This is a genomic window from Fangia hongkongensis FSC776 = DSM 21703 (assembly GCF_000379445.1).
GTDB classification, from domain to species: Bacteria; Pseudomonadota; Gammaproteobacteria; order Francisellales; family Francisellaceae; genus Fangia; species Fangia hongkongensis.
The window spans coordinates 1-18,850 of the sequence record NZ_KB902253.1 but is presented as its reverse complement, the minus strand read 5'-3'; the positions used below and the strand labels follow the sequence as shown (position 1 = coordinate 18,850).

Here is an 18,850-nt window from a genome sequence, read left to right as displayed (position 1 = left end):
GGAGATTAATACTATGCAAGAGGATGTTTTCAAAAGTCAAAATGATCATGGTGACAATTCATTTGCTCAAGATACGTCACATTCATCAAAAACATTATCAACCAAACCACAACGGTTTAAATTTGAGAAAATACATATTGCTTATTCAGTCACTGGCATTGCCATGATTTTTGGTGCTTATTTATTACTTAGTCCGCTTTTTTCATCGACAAACACCAGTCAAAAAATTCTATCTGGAAATCAAGCGCTAGATCAACAATGGCAAAAAATTGACTCCCTTAGTTTGCCTGTTGGTGGCGATGCTTATCCTGCATATAGACAGCAGCCATTAAATCAAAATCGTCAGACCATGACAGGGGGCAAATTACAGTCATTAATTGGTATGCAGCAGCAAACACAAAAAGAGTTAAAATCAAGCTATTTAATTTTGGCTCAACATATTAAATCAATAGAAGCTGACCTTGGTGCACTAAAAGAAGGTATGGCTAAAATGACACAAAATAGTGATGCAATGCAAAAAGCTCAAACGGCGCTAGGCAGTATCGAAAACCAATTGCAAGCAATGAGTGCAGCGAGAATGGCGAGTATCGATAAACTCAATTTAACGGCTATTGTTGATGGAATTGCTTGGCTTGAAGATCAAAATGGCTATACGCGTACAGTTGTCAAAAACAGTGAGATTCCAGGTTATGGAAAAGTGCTAAAGATAGATAGTACTCATAATAAAATCTTTATGTCATCTGGTTATGTATTTTCATAAGCATGTTGGGGCATGGTTATGTTAAATCGCTTGTATCAAGGTGTTGAAGAGTGTTTTGCCTGGTTTGATAAGTTTACTAAAAAGTCTTTGGCAAGCTACTGCGAACTAGAAAGCGCCGATGATAAACATACGCTGATCACTCAGGATGGCTCATTACTTTCAGTCATTGATTTCTCAGGTGTAAATAACTTAATTTCAGATCTCGAGTTCAAAGAGCTGGCAGATCATTTGCAACAAGCGCTAACACCACTGCTAAAAAGACAAGGGCATATTGTTAAATGTTTATACCGATATGACCCAAGCGATATTAGTGAGCAAATCGATGGACTCCAACAGTCAAGCATCCATACTGCAAAACGCCTTGATATTCCATTGTCAGATTATTTTACTAAAACTAAAGAACATCTTTCTCAGCAATGTAATTTTGAGCAGGTTTATTTGTGCATATGGACAACTTCATCAATTATAGACAGTGCACAAAGAAAACGTGCATTAACGCATAAAGCCAAATCTATCAAAGATTTAGAACTCAAGCTTTCCGCTAAATCACAGCAGTTTTTAAATGTGCTGCCTGAGATAAGACTGGCGCATCAATCAGTGATGTCACTGATTACCAATGCATTAAAAGTAATGCGAATTAGTATAAAACTACTGACAGTAGATCACATACTCACAACCATCAAATGGCAGATAACACCAAATCATCAGCAAAAAACTTGGCAAGCTTTATTGCCAGGTGAATCACACTATTTTGACACGAATAGCGATGGAAATTATTTGCTTTGGCCAAGTTTTTCACAGCAGCTTTTCACCGAGGATGGCATGAATATGTCGGTATCGGAAGCCTCGTTTGGCGAATACTGCTATGCCCCAGTCACTATTGAGTTATTTCCAAAAGATATAAAGCCATTTTTTAATTTATTTAGAGCTCTGGTCGAAAGTAATATTCCCTGGCAAATGAGTTATAGTATGTCACATAATGGCATTAATGTTAGTAAAACAAAGTCAATTTTAGCGCAGTTTCTAAAGTTCTGCTCACATGAAAATCGCCTGATTTGTGAGGCTCATAGATTATTAAAAGTTTTAGAAGAAAAAAGTGACATTCCTGTTATTAAGCTTTCCGTTAGTTTGGTTACTTGGGCAGATAAGAATGATCTTGATCGACTAATGCAACAAAAATCTATGCTTATCAAAGCAGTGCAAAGCTGGGGTGGAGCACAAGTATGCGATAAGTTTGGTGACCCAACAAAAACTGTGTGTTCAACTTTGTTGGCGCTTGATAAACAGCATGTTCCGGGCGTTGTTGGTTGTCCATTAAGTGATGCGGTTAAATTGATGCCACTGTTTAGACCCGCTTGTTCATGGGACTCAGGATCCACTATTTTTAGGACACCAGATGGTAAAACATGGCCATACCAAAGTGGTTCTTATTTGCAGGTTAGTTGGGTTGAGCTTGTGTATGCACGTTCTGGTGCAGGAAAGTCAGTGTTATTAAATAAACTGAACCTTGGTGTATGTTTAAGGGCAGGGTTAGATGAACTTCCGTATATTTCAATCCTAGACATCGGCGAATCATCCTTTGGATTAATCCATCTTTTACAGCAACGTAGAGATAATGTTCGGGGTATAGCTCTTGCTCAAAGTTATCGATTTCACCTATCTACTGAAGATGCAATCAATCCATTTGATAGCTATTTAGGTTCAAGAACCCCGAACATTATGCATCGACATTTTCTAGTGAATTTCATATCTATTTTAATGTTAGAAAATATTACGCACAGCCTACCTGATGGGATGAGCGCCATGATCACGATGGTGGTTGATATTGTTTATCGCAATGCAAGTGATGAGCATCAACCAAAGCTTTATTTAGATGGTATTGTCACCGAAATTGATGAATTTTTACAGCTTCATACTGACCATGCTATTGCATCCAATATAAGTAGTTGGTGGGATGTAGTCGATTATTTATTTATACATAATGAAGTATCACTAGCACAGATGGCACAACGCTATGCCTCGCCACTATTAGTTGATATGGTATCAGCAGTACATCACCCATCAATTGTAGATTTGTACGAAAAACTTACCTTAAGCAATGGTGAGAGTTATATTGAGTATTTTTGTCGTAATATTGCCAGTTGTATCCGTAATTATCCAGGCGTTAATATGGTAACTAAGTTATCGGTTACCTCGCGTGTAACCGCGTTTGATCTATCATCGGTGGTAACAACAGGTAGCGCCAGTGATGAGAAGAAATCAGCCATTGCTTACATGTTAGTAAGACATGCAACATCAAATCAGTTTTATTTAAAGTTAAGTGATTTAAATGGATTACCTGATAATTACAAGCACTATCACACACAGAAAATTAAATCGATGATCAATCTTCCTAAACGTATCGTTTTTGACGAATTTCATCGCACATCAAATTGTTGGCCGATCCGCCAACAAGTGATCAAAGATATGCGTGAGGGTAGAAAGCAAAATGTACAGGTTGTTCTAGCATCTCAAGCATTAGCTGATTTTGACCCAGTAATTCTGGAATTTGCAACTTCTATTTTTATTTTAAGTGGGGGTAATCATAGTGCTCTGAATCAAACAGTCAAAACGTTTGGACTGAATGAGACGGAGCGCTATGCTTTGCAGCACTATGTTCATGGTCCTAGTGCCACAGGGATGACCTTTTTGTCACAGTTCCATACCAAGTCTGGGATCAATACACAGTTATTGAATTTAAGCTTAAGTGCATATGAGTTATGGGCCTTTACTACAACTGCTGAAGATATCTATCTTCGAGATCAACTTTTTGAGCACTTATCAGTAAATGAAGCGCTTTTGCAGTTATCACAAGCCTTTCCAACAGGCACAGCCAAACGTTATTTTGAAATACAAGCGCAGATTTATCCGGATAAAGGCATTTCGTTTTTATCGAATGCCTTTATAAAAAAAATATTGGTGCAAGTATCTGGTATCACTGAAATTAATCTTGATGATGAGGAGTGTTAAATGTCTTTACACGATGAAATAACTGGCTATTGGGCATCATTCTCAAATGTTTATGTCAATAATTTATTAGATGCTTTTCAGCAAATCGAAATCGATGACAATGATTTTATTTTTGGTGAGGAGGATTATCATGAGCTTGAGATTTTTTTTGAGCAAAGCTATATCTGGCCAGTAACTAAAGAGAACATCATTCGAATTATTGAAGTTGCTAATATGTTACCAACAAAAATACTAATGTACTACATGCAGCATTTAGCAGAGGAAAATGCTGACATGTTTAATGCTTTTTACACAATCATAAGTAGTGAACCCAATAATGATTTTCAGTATTTGCTTAAGCGATGCATCTGCTTTGAAAAATGTCAGGTTATTACCAAGGTTATGTGTTATGAGCGTTTGCATATCTTGGAAAAAGTATTAACTCTCGCAATGGATGAAGCGTAATGAAGCAAGATAACTTAAAACTAATAATGCAAAATGCTTCATTCTATCGCGATAATTTTAGATTACTAATAAAAGTCATTATCATTAGCGGTTTGTTTAATATATTTTTATTGCTGTCATGCTGGTATTGTTACCATGCTAAAGAAGAAAAATTTCTTGCAGTCAATGATCATGGTGTTATAAAACAAATCATGCTATCTGAGACGCCAAGCATCAATAACCAGATGGTTATTAACTGGGTTAGCCAAAACATTGTGCAAGTCTATGCATTAGATTTCCTAAATTATCGGCGTGAGTTAAGCCATGTTGAGCCACTTTTCACTAGCGACGGATGGAGTAGTTTCAATAGCGCATTTACAGATACTTTGGCGCAGATAAAAAGTAAGAAAATTGTTGTCAGCGCGACACTAAGTGATGTCCCAGTGGTCACAGCTGAAGGCTATTTATCTGGTATTCGTAGTTGGAAAATACAAGTACCTTTGCTTATAAGTTATTCCAAAGAGGATGTAGTACAGAACATTCAAGTAATACTACAAGTTACTGTTCAACAGCAAGAAGTCACGGATGCTAATCAAAGTTTATTCGGCATCGCACAAATCATTCAAAGCAGTAATTTAACATTTTAATCGCGCGTTAAAGGAATTCTGATGTTTAAGAAAAAACAACGTTTAAAACGCATGAAAAAGCTGCTGATGGTTGATCTGTTGAAGTTGCAAAGCAAGGTAATTATAAGTCTTGCTAAAAACTTATTTTCAGTGCCTACATCGAAGACAAACATTTGCTATGACGATCTGAAAAGCCTAGATATTGATGATGACAGGCTTATGTTGATCACCAAAAAATTAAGGCTGATATACAAAGGATGCTTGTTGGTTGCCGTAGTGATCTTTATGTATTGTTTGTGGTTGTTATGGAGTAAGTTATATTGGCTTTCTCTATTAGCGTTCGCAGCGACTATTTTAAGTTTAGCTCAAGCATTTAAACATCATTTTTGGTTGTATCAAATTAAGCAAAAGCGCTTTGGATGCAGCTTTAAGGATTGGTTGTTAGGTCTTATACATCAAAGGGAGAAAAAAGAATGATTAGCTTTGCTCAATCAACGAATGATGCTTCGTGGAAAGTGCTTAATGAAATTTTTGGCATTGATGGACCAACTAGCGCAATTAATGATACTACACATACTGCCTTTAAAGCGATTATTTATCACTTTAACCTTGGTCTTTTGAGTGTGGTTATTTTTATTTATGCTTTTATTGTAATTATTGGCACAATAAACACAGCAAGAGATGGTACATTTCTAGGAAAAAACTGGGATTCCTATTGGATTCCTATTCGTAGTGTTTTTGGTAGCATGGCGGCAATTCCCGTTAAATCTGGATTTTGCTTTGCACAGTATTTGGTATTTATGGCGTTGTCGACAGGGGTATATTTTGCAGATTATGTCTGGCAGTCGGTTAACAATGATGTTGCAAACAAGAATTTACCCCCCGTGATTAGTTCAGATATTTCTTCGGGGATTAAAGATGATATTGGTACTTTTATGCTAGCAAACTTTGCAGAGAAATTGATTGAGAAAAGCACAGATATATGCACGCCAATTGAAAATTATTTTAGGTGTACTATGCCAATTAAAGCGGATAATACCCCCGTTAATATGATCAATATTGCTGATTCAATTGTAGTGAGTTCAGCGAATAATTTTGCATCTTGGCAGTCATTTTTAAACCAAGGGATGAATGCTTGGTCAGTGCTTGACGGTGATCACTATCAGCAGGTGAAAATTCAAGGTGTGACCTATAGAGGAAAATTTAATGTATATCCGCCGCTGCAACAAGAAAGTAATTTTGTTAGTGCAATTTGGGAATACATTTCTCAAGATAACAAAAAAAACCTCCCTCAAGAAAATGTAAATGACCCAAAAAGTGCTAAAGAAAACCTACATGATATTATCAGATTTTCCAACAGCCCCTTAAATAATATTACTGATAGCGTTTCATTTGAATTAATGAATCTGTCAGACAGCATTATCAATGGACTTGAAAATAAAATCCATGCAGCTAATGAAAACGCACGTAACGCTAATAGCAAAGTTGATACCACAAAGGGTTGGTGGGATGCTGATCAAGAGTATTTAAATTTAGATAAGGTTTTTTCAACCAATCTAGAGGCGTTTTATAAAAACTTTCAGGTTTTTGATCAACTGCAACAAAGCAACGCTAATTCAATGATAAAGATTGATCTGGATAAGGTTAAAATCAAATATTATCTAAATAACATTAGCACAACTGATCTTGTTAATGGCAATTACAAGGTGGGGTTAGCGAATAGTAATAGCCTTCACTACAGCAACTGGTTAACTTTAGTCAAAGGGGATCGTGATAATAATAGTCTAAATAAATTAGGTTTTGACATGAGCAAAATCCAAGACACCTTTACAAAAGCTTTCCATGGAGATAATCAGCGCTGTATCGAGTTAAGCCTTATTCCGTTATATCATGCTTTTATAGGCAGTGACAATATAACTTCTTGTAGGCAATTTGTGGATGCGATTGTGCCAAGTAGCATGTCTTTTAGGCAGGGGCGTTTTTTATTTCTAATTAGTAATTTATTAAGTTCTGAAGAAAGACGTGGTAATCCATCAGTGGAGAAAGAGTGTTGGATTGTTATTTCTACTTTGAAACTACTAGCTTACTTAAGGAACAATCAAGTTAGCTTTTTGCCGGCGACTAATCTTGAGCGTAATGTTGCTTCGCCGGCATCACAATTTATCTCGACAATGTTGGCGAAGATGTCCGTTAATGATGATATTGGTCAACACGGCATTATGGAGCAAATTTACAATATCGGTAATCCTGTTAATCCCAAAGGAACTAATGTAGTAGATAATCATTTCTCGATGATGCAGCAAATGCAAGGGGTGGGACTGGCGATTATAAAAACAACCATATCAAGCTTATTTAGTATTTATAATTCTTTTGAAGGAAAAATGTATGATTATAGGAAATATGTTCGTATCGCATACGGCGGTGTCTCAGTATTAGCAATGACTGCAAGTGCTATACCGTTTACAGATCTTGGCTCAACGACGGCAGCTCTTGGCATTGGTGGGATTCAAATAGGGTTTGGTGCATGGATGCTTAGTATTATGAGTTCTTTTATATGGTTACCTATTATATTTTTTGTACTCATTACTTTGTTTGGTATTGGCGTATTGTTTGCCTTAATTATTCCTTTAACTCCTTTTATTTTATTTTGGGCGGGAAAAATTGCTTGGCTATTGTTGGTGATTGAGGCATTAATTGCAGCACCAATTGTGGCTTTAGGAATTGTCTATCCACAAGGACATGAAGTTTTTGGCAAAGCAGAAACTGGTATTCAGATTATGTTGAATGTTGTCTTGCGTCCTGTGTTAATGGTTGTCGGATTATTGGCTGGCATCGTATTAACGTATGTCATTATTAGTTTTTCGGCAGATGGATTCCATAATATTATCACTCAAATCAGTGCTATTTTTAGTGGCAGTTCAGTTTATGTCAACGGTACCTTTAGTTTGTTGTGTGTATTGCTTTATGCAAGCTTTATTTCCATTGCTTTTAATAAATGTTTCTCATTAATTTATCTATTACCGGACAAGGTGATGCAATGGGTTGGACATAATGCAGGTGAAAGATCTGGGGTTGAAGATCTGCAGGAATTAAAATCAAGCTCCTCACAAAATGCTTCAGGGTTGGCTCAGTCTGGTACGCAGACAGAAGAAAAAGCCAATCAAGCACAAACACAGTATACAGAGACTTCTTCTTCAGGTATGCAGAGCTTCACATCTGTACGATACCCTCACAAGTCAAAAGACAAAAAGCAAGAAAAAAATTCGGCAATAACTGAAAACAAAAAAAAGGATTGATATAGTGGGATATTACATGTTGTTTAAACATTATGTTAATGCATTTAGGGGGAAAAATCATACATCTAAGCGAAAAATAGATAGAATTTTTAAGGGCAAAAATGAGGCTACAAGTATTTTGGATGTAAAGGATATATCTGATCTAACTTTTGAAAAAGGACTGAAATATACAAAAATTCAATTTAATAATAAAAAATATGCTTGCTACATTAAGTATGATAAAGCGAATGATAACTATATGTTGGCAAGTGATAATTTTGAATCACTTATTGATAGTCTCATTAAAGTAAAAGATGATAACTCTAATGATAAGCCTAATAATCTTGTGTATCAGATTTTTTCATCTGATGAGGTAGTCACCGTAGATGCGTATAAAAAACAATTAGAAGCGTTATCGAATAATCATATAGAATTTACCATTGCGCCAGAATCGTGCAAAAATTTACGTGTTGCCCTCCAAGAGTTTAGATCGAGCAGCCAAAGTCAAAAGCTGTCAACAGAAATCGATACAGAGAAAGAACTTACACCAGGGTGACAAGAAATGAAAACAAAAGTAGTAGTTATTTTGTGGATTATGATATCAGTAACACCTTTTTTGAGCTTTGCTGGGCAAGGGTTTCTAGTGACAGTTATTAATGATACCAATCATCAAATAACTGTTGGACCTGCTGGTGAAAATGGGTTTTACCCAAATGATCTAGGTCATGATAATATACTAGCTGCTGGCAGTAGTGCCAGATATTATACTGAAGACAAAGCACCAGAAAAAGATAGTGATGTATTAGGTTTTTTTGTGGGTGACAACAAAACGGCGCACTATGAAATTCAACCTAGGTGGTCCATTGTTAATACAATAACAAATCAACGATCAAATTTTGAACCATGTGGTAATAAGTGGTGTATCGCGATTTGTGCTTCAGGGGTATGTGATTCAGGCATTACTTCAATCGGATTGGGAACTGTTAGGGTTACTACAAATGGTGGAACTTCACCTTTTAAGGCATATTTCTCTGGGGGTAATTACCAAGTGACATTTAGTGCAAGTCCAACGGTATGCAACATTAATGCAGGAGCAATTAACTGCAATAGTTCAAATATTGCCTATGCATTAGTTAATGGGCAGTTGCTATTTATCTGTCAACATAAAATTCAAGGGTCGCCAGCTTGTACTTGGTTATTAAATAAATCATCTGATATGAAGAGTATCTCTATTTATTGATAGAGCCTCATTTTTATTAAAAAATGATGGTTAAAGCAAACGATGCAACTTTATATGCAAGTAGTGCAGCTATTGGCTTTAAGCTATATACTAAAAAACCTGCAAATTCATTACAAGCCTAAGCAGTTTTAGTTAAAATCACTATATTCAATTCCACTATACTAAATTTTCAGTGACTTTACGTCAATTAAGGTATCAAGCTAACGTTTCGCTTATATTCAACCAATAAAGTTGTCCTTGATCTCTATTAATCTACATTTCTTCTGTTGATGTCAAAGCACGAATTATTAGGAGAGCAATTATATGACAAAGTCTAATGATATAACAACAAGAAATGACAAACAAAATATCAAATTTAAATACAAGTTATTAACCTTGTTTATTCCAGTGGCTATAGGCATGCTGAGTTTAACCGGGTGTGGTGGTGGAGGTTCGGGATCTAACTCCTCAAACCCCAATCCTCCATCGCCAAAAGCAGGGGTTACGATCGATAATTCTTTGCCAGAAACCGCGCTTGTGGACAATAATGCATTATTAGGTCTAACGGTTCATAATGATGATACAAAATCCAATGCATATTATAGTCAAAAACAGATGCAATTTGCTTTGGCGGATGCTGCGCAAACACTTCACATTCAACGTATTAACTTACCAGAAAGTAGCTCAATGCAATACAAGATTGCCAATGCACATCAACAAAACAGCTGTTGCAACACAATTGATGGAAGTAACTGTAATGTGACAGTGAGTGATGGTCATGCGTGTGAATTAAACATTGATGTTTCAAGTACAAAGCCTCAACTACTAAATGACAAAATTGATATTGTCACAGATAAACAAACCTATTCAATTCCAGTAAAAATTAATTATCTGGCTAATGATGCTAAGTATCAATTCCCGCAATTAGCGATTAATAGACAGATAAAAATAGTGCCAGGAAGCATCGTTAGTCTTAGCGTAAAAAATACAGATCAACATCAAGCCATTAATGATTTGCAAGTTCATTTGCCAAGCTGGTTAGTTAAATTGGCTAAAAATATGCAACTAACAAGAGTTAATAATCTCGCATCTGGTGAATCGCAGATTTTTAGTTTTGCACTGGATGCTAATCAAACAACCATTGATGCATTGAAAGCAAATTTACAAGCGTTAAGTGCTAATCAAATAACCCGTCAAATAAGTATTACTGCGGCAAATATTAAAGCTATTTACCCACAGATTAGTGCTAGCATTGCCCCTGTGAATTTGATTGACCAAATTGATTTTAATAAGCCTGCTGAGCAACAAATCAAGCTTATGAATGAGGCCAACCAACCGATTAAAATAAGCACAATACAATCAAGTTTACCAAACGGTGTGACTATTAATACTAAGGACTCAACATGCCAAAAAGGTGGACAGATCAAAGTAAATAGCCAATGCGAATTAGCCATTAATGCAGGTATCAATGCCATTGGGCAAGGAAAAATTGTATTTACGTTTGGTTTGAATACTTACACTTTTAGCAAGGCCACAGCAATTAACATTGGCAAAGTAGCGATCGAACCTCATCCAACCATGATTAATATCCCAACCACAGGGAGTGAGCAAACAAAAATGACTGTAATCAATACTGGGGCTTTTGCTTGGCAACCGAGTACACAAGCAAGTGATTATCTTATTACAGCGGATCCATCTGCTAAAGTAGCGCCCACAGGGTTGTCAATTGTGAGCTCAACAGATGCCGATAATTGCCTGTCTGGGAATCTGGTTTCTCCAGGAAAAAGTTGTAGTATTGTGTTTAATGCAGATAATACACTTAAAAATGCTATTTATAACTTTACAATTAAAGCGACAAATAACTTAGATAAAGATACGACAACGACATTAACGACAACGGGTGTCCATGCTTATATTGATGCATCATATAACATGTATCAAGGGGTAAAAAGGGTAGTGCTTGCAAATGATAGTGACAAAGATGTCAATTTTACGACGCAGCCTTTGCAGCTATTTAGCATATACAATGGCAAAAATGCCAATACGGATAAAGGTCCATGGTGCACCAGTATTACCTGCTCAAATAGTTGTATTAGTGATGTGAAAGATCAAAACACCTATGAATTAAATTCAGGTAAATCATGTTATCTATATCTGCATAGCAACGCTAAGGCACCTATGATAAAGGTAGGGGACTCTGATAGTGAAAAACTATCTATCACGACAAAGACTGATAAGTTTGCCTTTTCGCTACAAAGTAAGCCTGTTTTATATGTTGGTGGAGCATTCACTGCAACTGATCAAGGAAAACTAACTATAAATAATATTGCGATGTGGGACGGGAAGTCTTGGCAGCCTTTGGCGCAAGGAGTTGATGATAGCGTTAATACCATAAAAGTTGCTGCAGATGGGAATGTTTATATTGGAGGCAAATTTGATTATTTTAACGCAGGTAAAGTACCGGCAAATCTAATTGGTCAATGGGATGGGCAACAATGGCAAACGCTAGATGGTGGTCTAAAAGATGCTAATGCTAAGGATGCACAAGTATTTGCCATGGATTTTACGCCAAATGGTAGTTTATTTGTTGGAGGAAGCTTTAATGCTGCCAATAACAAGCAATTAAACAATATTGCTCAGTGGCAAAGTAATAAGTGGATACCTTTAGCAAGTGGTTTGAATGGTCCAGTTTATACGATATCATCGCTTGGTAAGCTAGATATTGCTGATCACCCTCAAGATGATGATGATGTTCTTATTGGCGGAAAATTTGTCTTGTCATCTGGAGATCATGTAGCACAAAACATAGCAACTTGGGCTCAGGGTAAGTTTATTGATTTTGGTGGTGATGTCAAAGTAACTGGTGGATCAGTAAAAGCGATTATTAGTAGTAGTAAAGATAATCAACTGCATGCCATTATTGGTGGTGAGTTTACAGGCATTAATAATACAGCAGATACAAACTATATATTCTCTCTCAGTTCTGCAGGAATACAGTCGATGACAAAGGATGCTGCAAGTTTAGGTAATGTATATGCACTGGCAGGGGATCACCATCAGGATGTTTATGTAGGAGGGGACTTTTTAAACCTCGGCGGTGAACAGCTCAATCATATTGCTGTCATCCAAAATGAAGCTTGGCATCAATTGGGTAGTGGCGTTGATGGGCAGGTTGACGTCATTGCACCCGAGTATTTTAACAATACCACATCATTGTATGTTGGCGGTAAATTTAAACATGCTGGGGAAAGTTCCACACAAGGCATTGCACTATGGGATGGTGAAAGTGACAAGTGGCAATCAGTTGGCGGCAGTCTTAACGGTGATGTTAATGCATTAGCTTATGGCAATATTATGCAAATTAATCCAATAGTTTCAGGCTAGCAATTTTTCAATAATGAACGTCACAAAATGGTTTATGAGTAGTGTATTTACTTTATGAACATTGGTTGATATTGTTTAAAGGGGGGGTTACTGCCTGATATAAGGTAGACGGCTATTATCACGTATTGATACGTGTTGAATTAACGGTTATGTAGTTTAATAATATAAAAACTAAACTCTGTTTATATACAAAAAAATGGACAAGATTTCTTTTTTTGAACTTTAAAACATGAGGTTGTGTAAAACCGTCTATATGGGAATTTATATTATGAACCTATGTCGCATAGCTGAGTCACTTCAACTATATAGTCATGTCGAGTCAATCATTAAAATATTAAAGTGCGATGGAATAGATTATTCCCTAACCAGCGACGCGGGGGTATGGTGTTTACCATTGTATCACCATCGATATGCTAATAGAATGCATTTAAACACGCTATATCGAATTCAAGACCCGTATCACAATAGCACATATATTGATTTTTTACCAAAAGTATTATCATTCGCAGACATTGCGACACTGTCGGATCAAAGTGAAATCTGGAAACCATTACTTAGCCCCGTAAATGCTGATGTTCCTCCTTGTTTTGCAATGTCGTTTGTTTTTACTCATGAAAATGTCAAACATCGTTTTGTGTTTTACTATGTCGATTGGAAAGACTTAATCCATTTTCATGTTAACCTAATCAACCTTCCCCAACAACTTACTTCGGTAATAAATATTTTAAAATCAGTCATGCTTAAAAATTTTACGCCTTTTTTTATTCCTAAAGATAGATTAAATTCTCTTAATTTGAATTATCATACTTTATCATTATCTGATGGTAATGATTTGCTAAATATTAAAAATAGCTTAAATAATAATGAACTAAATTTACTTAAATTTTTGGCTTTTGGTGTTAATAAGACTGTTGAGTTATCCGAGCGGTTAGATGTATCAGTGAGAACCGTCGAAGATTATACTCAAAATATTAGGAAGAAATTAAAATTAGTCAATCGCTATGAATTGTATGATTACGCTAGAAAATTTCAAATTTTGGTGACTTAAGCTTGTAAGCTGCCAGGCGTTTTTGAGACACCTGTTCTTTCACTTTCTGTATGCATATAGAAAATGGACTTATTTAATAAGTGATAGCGATCTACTATCCTTAATTTGTATCAAAATGTATAAATTTGAATTTAATATTTATGTTTGGTTGAACCTTAGAGTTTCAATTAATTACAATCGGATGCATTAATGAGTTAAATGTAAAGATTTGGTTCAATAGCTCGAGGAAGTGGTATAAAAATGGCGTTAGATCTAGATAAATCAATTTGTATGTATTCAAATCAAGTTTTAATTGTTGACGATGATCATGAGATGGTAGCTCTTGTGAAAAAACTGCTTAAAGATAATGGGTTTTTGGTTACTTCTGCAAATAGTTTATCTCAGGCATTAACGATACTCAATCAGAAAGTTCCCGATATCATTTTATTGGATGTAATGCTTCCAGATGGCAATGGTATCGATGCCTGCCTTCAAATACAAAAAACTTATAATATTCCCATTATTATGCTAACAGCAGTAGATAATGATGTTAAAAAAATACTTTCTTATGAACTGGGGGCATGTCAATATATTACGAAGCCCTTTAATAGTGATGTTTTAGTTGCACAGATCAAAAGTGCATTGCGACAGTTTTCGCTAGTAACAGAAGAGAACCGGAATAAGAGATATGTGCATTTTAATGCTTGGATTTTAGATCTTTATGATCGTTACTTGATCAACATCGATGGCGTGAGTACTGAGTTATCAAATACGGAGTATGATTTGCTTCGAATGCTTATTGATTCCAATAGAAAAATAGTATCACGTAATGATGTTACACAAGCACTTTTTCGACGAGAGTATGATGGCAGCGACCGTGCTGTGGATATCATTGTTGGTCGATTGAGGAAAAAGATAGAAAAGGACACAGCTAGTCCACAACTAATTAAAACTGTGCATGGATATGGTTATATTATGTTGGCAGATATTTACTATTCCGATCAAAAACTATTGGATGAGAAGCATTAAGTGAAAATAAAATTTAAGACAAAAATTTACTTTTGGCTCATTCCTAAACTATTTATGACTTTTTTGGTTCTGAATGCTATTTTTATCATTTATTCCTATCATAACTATGCGAGTAACCGCTACTACCAGATAGTTTATTCATTAACGAACGCAGTAATTAATTTGCATTATAAATTTTTGCCACAAGAGCAATATAAGCAAACTTCATCGTTGTATACCAGCACATGGCCGAACTATATTAATTATAAATTATCAGTGAATAGTACATTTTCTAAAAAATTATCACTAAACATTACAGCTCTGCATAGGCAGTACCTTTCTCAAACATATCGGGAAGTGCGTAAGCGCATACAGGATATGCTGCCATATATTGGGTATGGGAAAAAAGAGCTATCGATTTGTTATCAAGATCTTGGATTTTGCGTCGATTTTTCCATTGATAATACCAATAAAATATATTTGTACTTATTGCTTGTCATTGCTTCTTTATTTATTGCTGTGGCCATCCCAGTCTATTTTGCCTATACAGAGAAGTTATTAAAACCATATTTAAGAATGAAAATATTGGCGGATAACTTGGGTATAGAAACGAAAAAACATTCCTTGTTTACTCCTTTTTTTATGCAAAATGCTGCTGATTTAATGATTAAGGTGAGTGACAGAGTTCAAAAGATGTTAGATGATAAAATACAGCTTATATCAGCGCTATCACATGATTTAAAAACGCCGTTGACTAAAGCAACGTTATATACGCAAAATATGATTCAAGAAATACACCATCACCAATTAATAAAATACTACTCTGACATGGAGTATCTAATTAATCAAATAAATATCTATGGTGAAAAGTCACATAAAACTGAAGCATTTCAGCCAGTAAATTTGATTGATTTTATTGATTCTATTTGCCATGAATATCAAATTAATGGATTTTTAATTGAATTTGAAAGTTATACTGATTCAATAGTACTGGAATTACAAAGAAAGGCGCTTAAACGTGCAGTACAAAATATTATTGATAATTCCATTAAATATGCTGGTGGCGTTAAAGTAGCCATTCTAAAATTAACAGATGATGCAGTGTGTCTACGTTTTATTGACGAAGGTCCAGGAGTTGATTCAGATGCAATCAATCAATTATGCGATGCATTTTTTCGTGTTGATAGTTCTAGAAGCCATAACTTACCTGGAGCAGGTTTAGGATTATCAATTGTTAAAGAAATTATTGAATATAGCGGTGCAAGTTTGTCTATATACAATAACCCAAGCAAAAGTGGTTTAGTGGTTGATATCAGATGGTGAAGGCAGGAGATTGTATATATACCTACCTATTCAATCAGGTTTTTTTATAACCTACGTGCCGATGGTATCGATTCTTAATCAATAGAGCATTTTGATATGACAGTGATAGAGATTATAGAATGAAAGTGCTCATTACAATTAAAACAATTAAGTGACTATAAATACAAAAAAGACATACTTTGTTACAAGCAATTAAGAGAGAATCAACGCTATTATTTATTGCATTTAATTGTTTTAAGGTGTTGCGTGAATGCTTTCCAAGATGATTTTTGTATTTTTCCACTAGATAATATTAAGGGAATCACTTACCTTCTAGATAGAAAAGGTCGCATCGTTGATTGTAATCAAGTGCTTGTAGATGTATTAAGGGCGAAAAAAAATAGCATTTTATCAAAGAGATTTTCGGATTTGGATCCAGGAAGTGGAAAACTTATTGATGAGCGGCATGATTATATGTTGGGATTAACAATAAAATTGCCGGATTTATTTCAACCAGTTAGATCGGGAGATTGCTATGCAAAAGTGATGGATGTATTGCAATACAATGACCAGAAAATTGTAATAGAAGTTGAAAAGAGAGTTATTAGAGATATTGAAGGAAATATTATTGGTTTATTAAGCACATCTTTTGATGACTATTGTATTAATGGCAAAAATGTTGTTAATTTTGAATTGCTTAGAAAATCGATTGAAGAGCACAAAAGCATACTTGACTCTTTTATGATCAGACTAAAGTTTCTGATTGAAAAAATTTCTGATCCAGTAGATAAGCTTGAAACTCATAAAGTACTTGATCAAATTACTAAGGAAGCGCTTTTGTCTTGTCCTCAAATTGATAATTTTGTTGAAATAGCCAAAGACAAAAAACAGTGCTATGAAAAGAAACAACGTGCTGGGTACAAAATGCTCTTTATACATGATAATGATAAAGCATCCAATTTTTACGATATGGCAGTTCGCAGTGAGTGCTTTCATATCTATTGGTCCAAGATAGGAGAGTTTGACATCAATTTAATTTTGCAGTCGAGAGTCGTTGAAGGATTTTTTTACTTTTTGGTTATTGATTTACATGATGCTCATGATATGAGCAAACTATATGAAATAATGAAGAACATCAAGGGGGTATGTTTTAAAGTTATTGTACATCACCAAGCACAACCATCCAACATGAGTCAAAAAATTAAGTTTGATAACGATGAAAAAGTTTGTCATATTAACGATGGATTGATACGGGCAGATAACGGAGCTGAAAACATCATAACCCTTTTGTTTGAGCTATGGAATCGATACAGAATGGATATTGCACATCAAAAAATAAATGAAAAAGGAGTATTTCGAGTCCTAATTGTCGAAGACTACGAGGACTCTAGAAAAGCGTTATCCCAATATATTAAAACTTTATTTGATGAGAAATATGCTCATACAAATTTGCATTTTGAGATAGCTGTTGCCTCAAACGGCTGTGAGTCACTTAACTATGCACTAAATTTTGAGTTTGACTTAATTATTCTTGATATTGGTTTGCCTGATTGGACTGGGTATGAGGTCGCGTCGATAATTCGTGATTTAGAACAAAAATATGCAGCTCATCCAAGTCATATTATTGTTAATACTGGTCATAGTTTCGTTCTGTTGCATTGCGATATTCAACCTCATAAATACGGTTTTGACAAGGTCTATCTAAAGCCTAATCTGATAAGGTTTATAGAGGGGATATTAAAAGAATTTATTTGTGCTACTGAAGTTGGACAACTCTAAGATTTAGGACACTTTTTTCCTAAGTTGAAAAAATAGTTGACAAATAAGCTTTGGAGAAGATCTTTGATACATCTTAATACATTTTTGTAGAATAAAAATATTGTTGGATATGGTAGGCTCCATGGCTATGCTCAAGCGTGTATTTTAATGTATTATGGGAATTGAATATATGTACGAATACGCTGTTCGGACGGCATTTAGTCTGGCCTTGTTCTTAAATGGAATTCTGTTTGTTCCCCAAGTATTAAGAATTTGTAAGGAACGCTCGTCTTCATCTGTATCGCTCATCACATTTTTTGGTTTTATTGTGATACAGTTCACATCTGTTTTATATGGTATTTTGATTGATGATTGGATTTTGATTTTAGGCTATTCATTTAGTATGATAACTTGTGGTCTAGTCATTATATCTTTAGTTAAATATCATGATAAGTCGTCGTTATGAATACAGGTCGCTATTTAAGAGTTCTGCAGACTACTGGCAGCTGCAATGAAACATCCCATCAGCATTATTTTCCAGGCCACAAAACATTGCCACAACTCTTTGAAGCACAAGTTGCTAAAACACCTGATGCTGTTGCAGTTGTGTTTAATGATAAACAACTCACTTATGACGAACTTAATAAGCGAAGCAATCAACTAGCGAACCACATTCGATCGACTTACTTAGTGGCAAAAAGAGATGCTTTAATGCCAGACGCATTAATACCGTTATGTCTAGAAAGATCAATTGATCTTGTTGTTGCTATAATAGCGACACTAAAAGCAGGAGCTGCTTATGTTCCAATCTCTCCGGATTGTCCTCAGGAACGTATGCAATATATTATGGATGATATAGGGGCTGTGCTGCTTGTTACGCAAACTAGTCTGTTAAAAAAGGTGGGTATTTTAGCACCAAAAATGATGAATGTTTTGGTTGATGACGATGGCTGTTATCGAGAGTGTAGTGATAATTTACCAAAGCATAGTAAAGCTTCAGATCTTGCTTATGTCATCTACACTTCAGGAACTACTGGGCAACCAAAGGGAGTAATGATT

Annotated in this window: 15 protein-coding genes; all 15 read left to right on the top strand. The window is 35.3% G+C overall.

Translation table 11 applies throughout. The features are described from left to right. The first annotated feature begins 13 nt into the window (after nucleotides 1-13). Nucleotides 14-760, top strand: coding sequence for a hypothetical protein (locus tag A37Q_RS0107455; RefSeq protein WP_018299657.1), 747 nt, complete (start codon nucleotides 14-16; stop codon nucleotides 758-760). Nucleotides 761-778: 18 nt separating this feature from the next. Next, complete coding sequence (locus A37Q_RS0107450) at nucleotides 779-3,769, top strand: hypothetical protein (protein WP_018299656.1); 2,991 nt, start codon at nucleotides 779-781, stop codon at nucleotides 3,767-3,769. After that, a complete protein-coding gene (locus A37Q_RS0107445) occupies nucleotides 3,770-4,213 on the top strand; it encodes a type IVB secretion system protein IcmW (protein ID WP_018299655.1) in 444 nt (147 codons plus the stop codon). Further along, the gene (locus tag A37Q_RS0107440; RefSeq protein ID WP_018299654.1) at nucleotides 4,213-4,839 is read left to right on the top strand and encodes a DotI/IcmL/TraM family protein; all 627 of its coding nucleotides are present in this window, start codon (nucleotides 4,213-4,215) and stop codon (nucleotides 4,837-4,839) included. Before A37Q_RS0107445 ends, A37Q_RS0107440 begins: the two co-directional genes overlap by 1 nt. A 21-nt stretch (nucleotides 4,840-4,860) precedes the next feature. Next, complete coding sequence (locus A37Q_RS0107435) at nucleotides 4,861-5,295, top strand: hypothetical protein (RefSeq protein ID WP_018299653.1); 435 nt, start codon at nucleotides 4,861-4,863, stop codon at nucleotides 5,293-5,295. Then, nucleotides 5,292-8,114, top strand: a complete 2,823-nt coding sequence (locus A37Q_RS0107430; protein ID WP_018299652.1) for a DotA/TraY family protein — start codon at nucleotides 5,292-5,294, stop codon at nucleotides 8,112-8,114. The genes A37Q_RS0107435 and A37Q_RS0107430 overlap by 4 nt, the downstream gene beginning before the upstream one ends. A gap of 16 nt (nucleotides 8,115-8,130) precedes the next feature. After that, nucleotides 8,131-8,649 (top strand): hypothetical protein, encoded by a 519-nt coding sequence (locus tag A37Q_RS0107425; protein ID WP_018299651.1) that lies wholly within the window; start codon nucleotides 8,131-8,133, stop codon nucleotides 8,647-8,649. 6 nt (nucleotides 8,650-8,655) lie between these two features. Continuing rightward, complete coding sequence (locus tag A37Q_RS0107420; RefSeq protein ID WP_018299650.1) at nucleotides 8,656-9,333, top strand: hypothetical protein; 678 nt, start codon at nucleotides 8,656-8,658, stop codon at nucleotides 9,331-9,333. A 303-nt stretch (nucleotides 9,334-9,636) separates the two neighbouring features. Further along, entirely contained in the window at nucleotides 9,637-12,696 is a 3,060-nt protein-coding gene (locus tag A37Q_RS0107410; RefSeq protein WP_018299648.1) for a WD40 repeat domain-containing protein, read from the top strand. A gap of 421 nt (nucleotides 12,697-13,117) precedes the next feature. Next, nucleotides 13,118-13,744, top strand: coding sequence for a LuxR C-terminal-related transcriptional regulator (locus A37Q_RS0107405; protein ID WP_018299647.1), 627 nt, complete (start codon nucleotides 13,118-13,120; stop codon nucleotides 13,742-13,744). 240 nt (nucleotides 13,745-13,984) lie between these two features. Then, entirely contained in the window at nucleotides 13,985-14,752 is a 768-nt protein-coding gene (locus A37Q_RS0107400; RefSeq protein ID WP_018299646.1) for a response regulator transcription factor, read from the top strand. Nucleotides 14,753-15,088: 336 nt separating this feature from the next. Next, nucleotides 15,089-16,054 (top strand): sensor histidine kinase, encoded by a 966-nt coding sequence (locus A37Q_RS0107395; RefSeq protein WP_205617786.1) that lies wholly within the window; start codon nucleotides 15,089-15,091, stop codon nucleotides 16,052-16,054. Nucleotides 16,055-16,300: 246 nt separating this feature from the next. Beyond that, nucleotides 16,301-17,812 (top strand): response regulator, encoded by a 1,512-nt coding sequence (locus tag A37Q_RS0107390; protein WP_018299644.1) that lies wholly within the window; start codon nucleotides 16,301-16,303, stop codon nucleotides 17,810-17,812. A gap of 154 nt (nucleotides 17,813-17,966) precedes the next feature. Further along, nucleotides 17,967-18,257 (top strand): PQ-loop domain-containing transporter, encoded by a 291-nt coding sequence (locus tag A37Q_RS16595; protein ID WP_420805990.1) that lies wholly within the window; start codon nucleotides 17,967-17,969, stop codon nucleotides 18,255-18,257. Then, nucleotides 18,254-18,850, top strand: a 597-nt coding sequence (locus A37Q_RS14920) for an AMP-binding protein (RefSeq protein WP_035404971.1), incomplete at its 3' end; no start/stop codon positions are given. The genes A37Q_RS16595 and A37Q_RS14920, both read left to right, overlap by 4 nt.

Coding starts and splice junctions, on each gene's coding strand:
- A37Q_RS0107425 (WP_018299651.1), top strand. CDS start 8,131: ATGTTGTTTAAACATTATGTTAATGCATTTAGGGGGAAAAATCATACA.
- A37Q_RS0107445 (WP_018299655.1), top strand. CDS start 3,770: ATGTCTTTACACGATGAAATAACTGGCTATTGGGCATCATTCTCAAAT.
- A37Q_RS0107440 (WP_018299654.1), top strand. CDS start 4,213: ATGAAGCAAGATAACTTAAAACTAATAATGCAAAATGCTTCATTCTAT.
- A37Q_RS0107420 (WP_018299650.1), top strand. CDS start 8,656: ATGAAAACAAAAGTAGTAGTTATTTTGTGGATTATGATATCAGTAACA.
- A37Q_RS0107405 (WP_018299647.1), top strand. CDS start 13,118: ATGCATTTAAACACGCTATATCGAATTCAAGACCCGTATCACAATAGC.
- A37Q_RS0107435 (WP_018299653.1), top strand. CDS start 4,861: ATGTTTAAGAAAAAACAACGTTTAAAACGCATGAAAAAGCTGCTGATG.
- A37Q_RS16595 (WP_420805990.1), top strand. CDS start 17,967: ATGGGAATTGAATATATGTACGAATACGCTGTTCGGACGGCATTTAGT.
- A37Q_RS0107450 (WP_018299656.1), top strand. CDS start 779: ATGTTAAATCGCTTGTATCAAGGTGTTGAAGAGTGTTTTGCCTGGTTT.
- A37Q_RS0107430 (WP_018299652.1), top strand. CDS start 5,292: ATGATTAGCTTTGCTCAATCAACGAATGATGCTTCGTGGAAAGTGCTT.
- A37Q_RS0107410 (WP_018299648.1), top strand. CDS start 9,637: ATGACAAAGTCTAATGATATAACAACAAGAAATGACAAACAAAATATC.
- A37Q_RS0107455 (WP_018299657.1), top strand. CDS start 14: ATGCAAGAGGATGTTTTCAAAAGTCAAAATGATCATGGTGACAATTCA.
- A37Q_RS0107400 (WP_018299646.1), top strand. CDS start 13,985: ATGGCGTTAGATCTAGATAAATCAATTTGTATGTATTCAAATCAAGTT.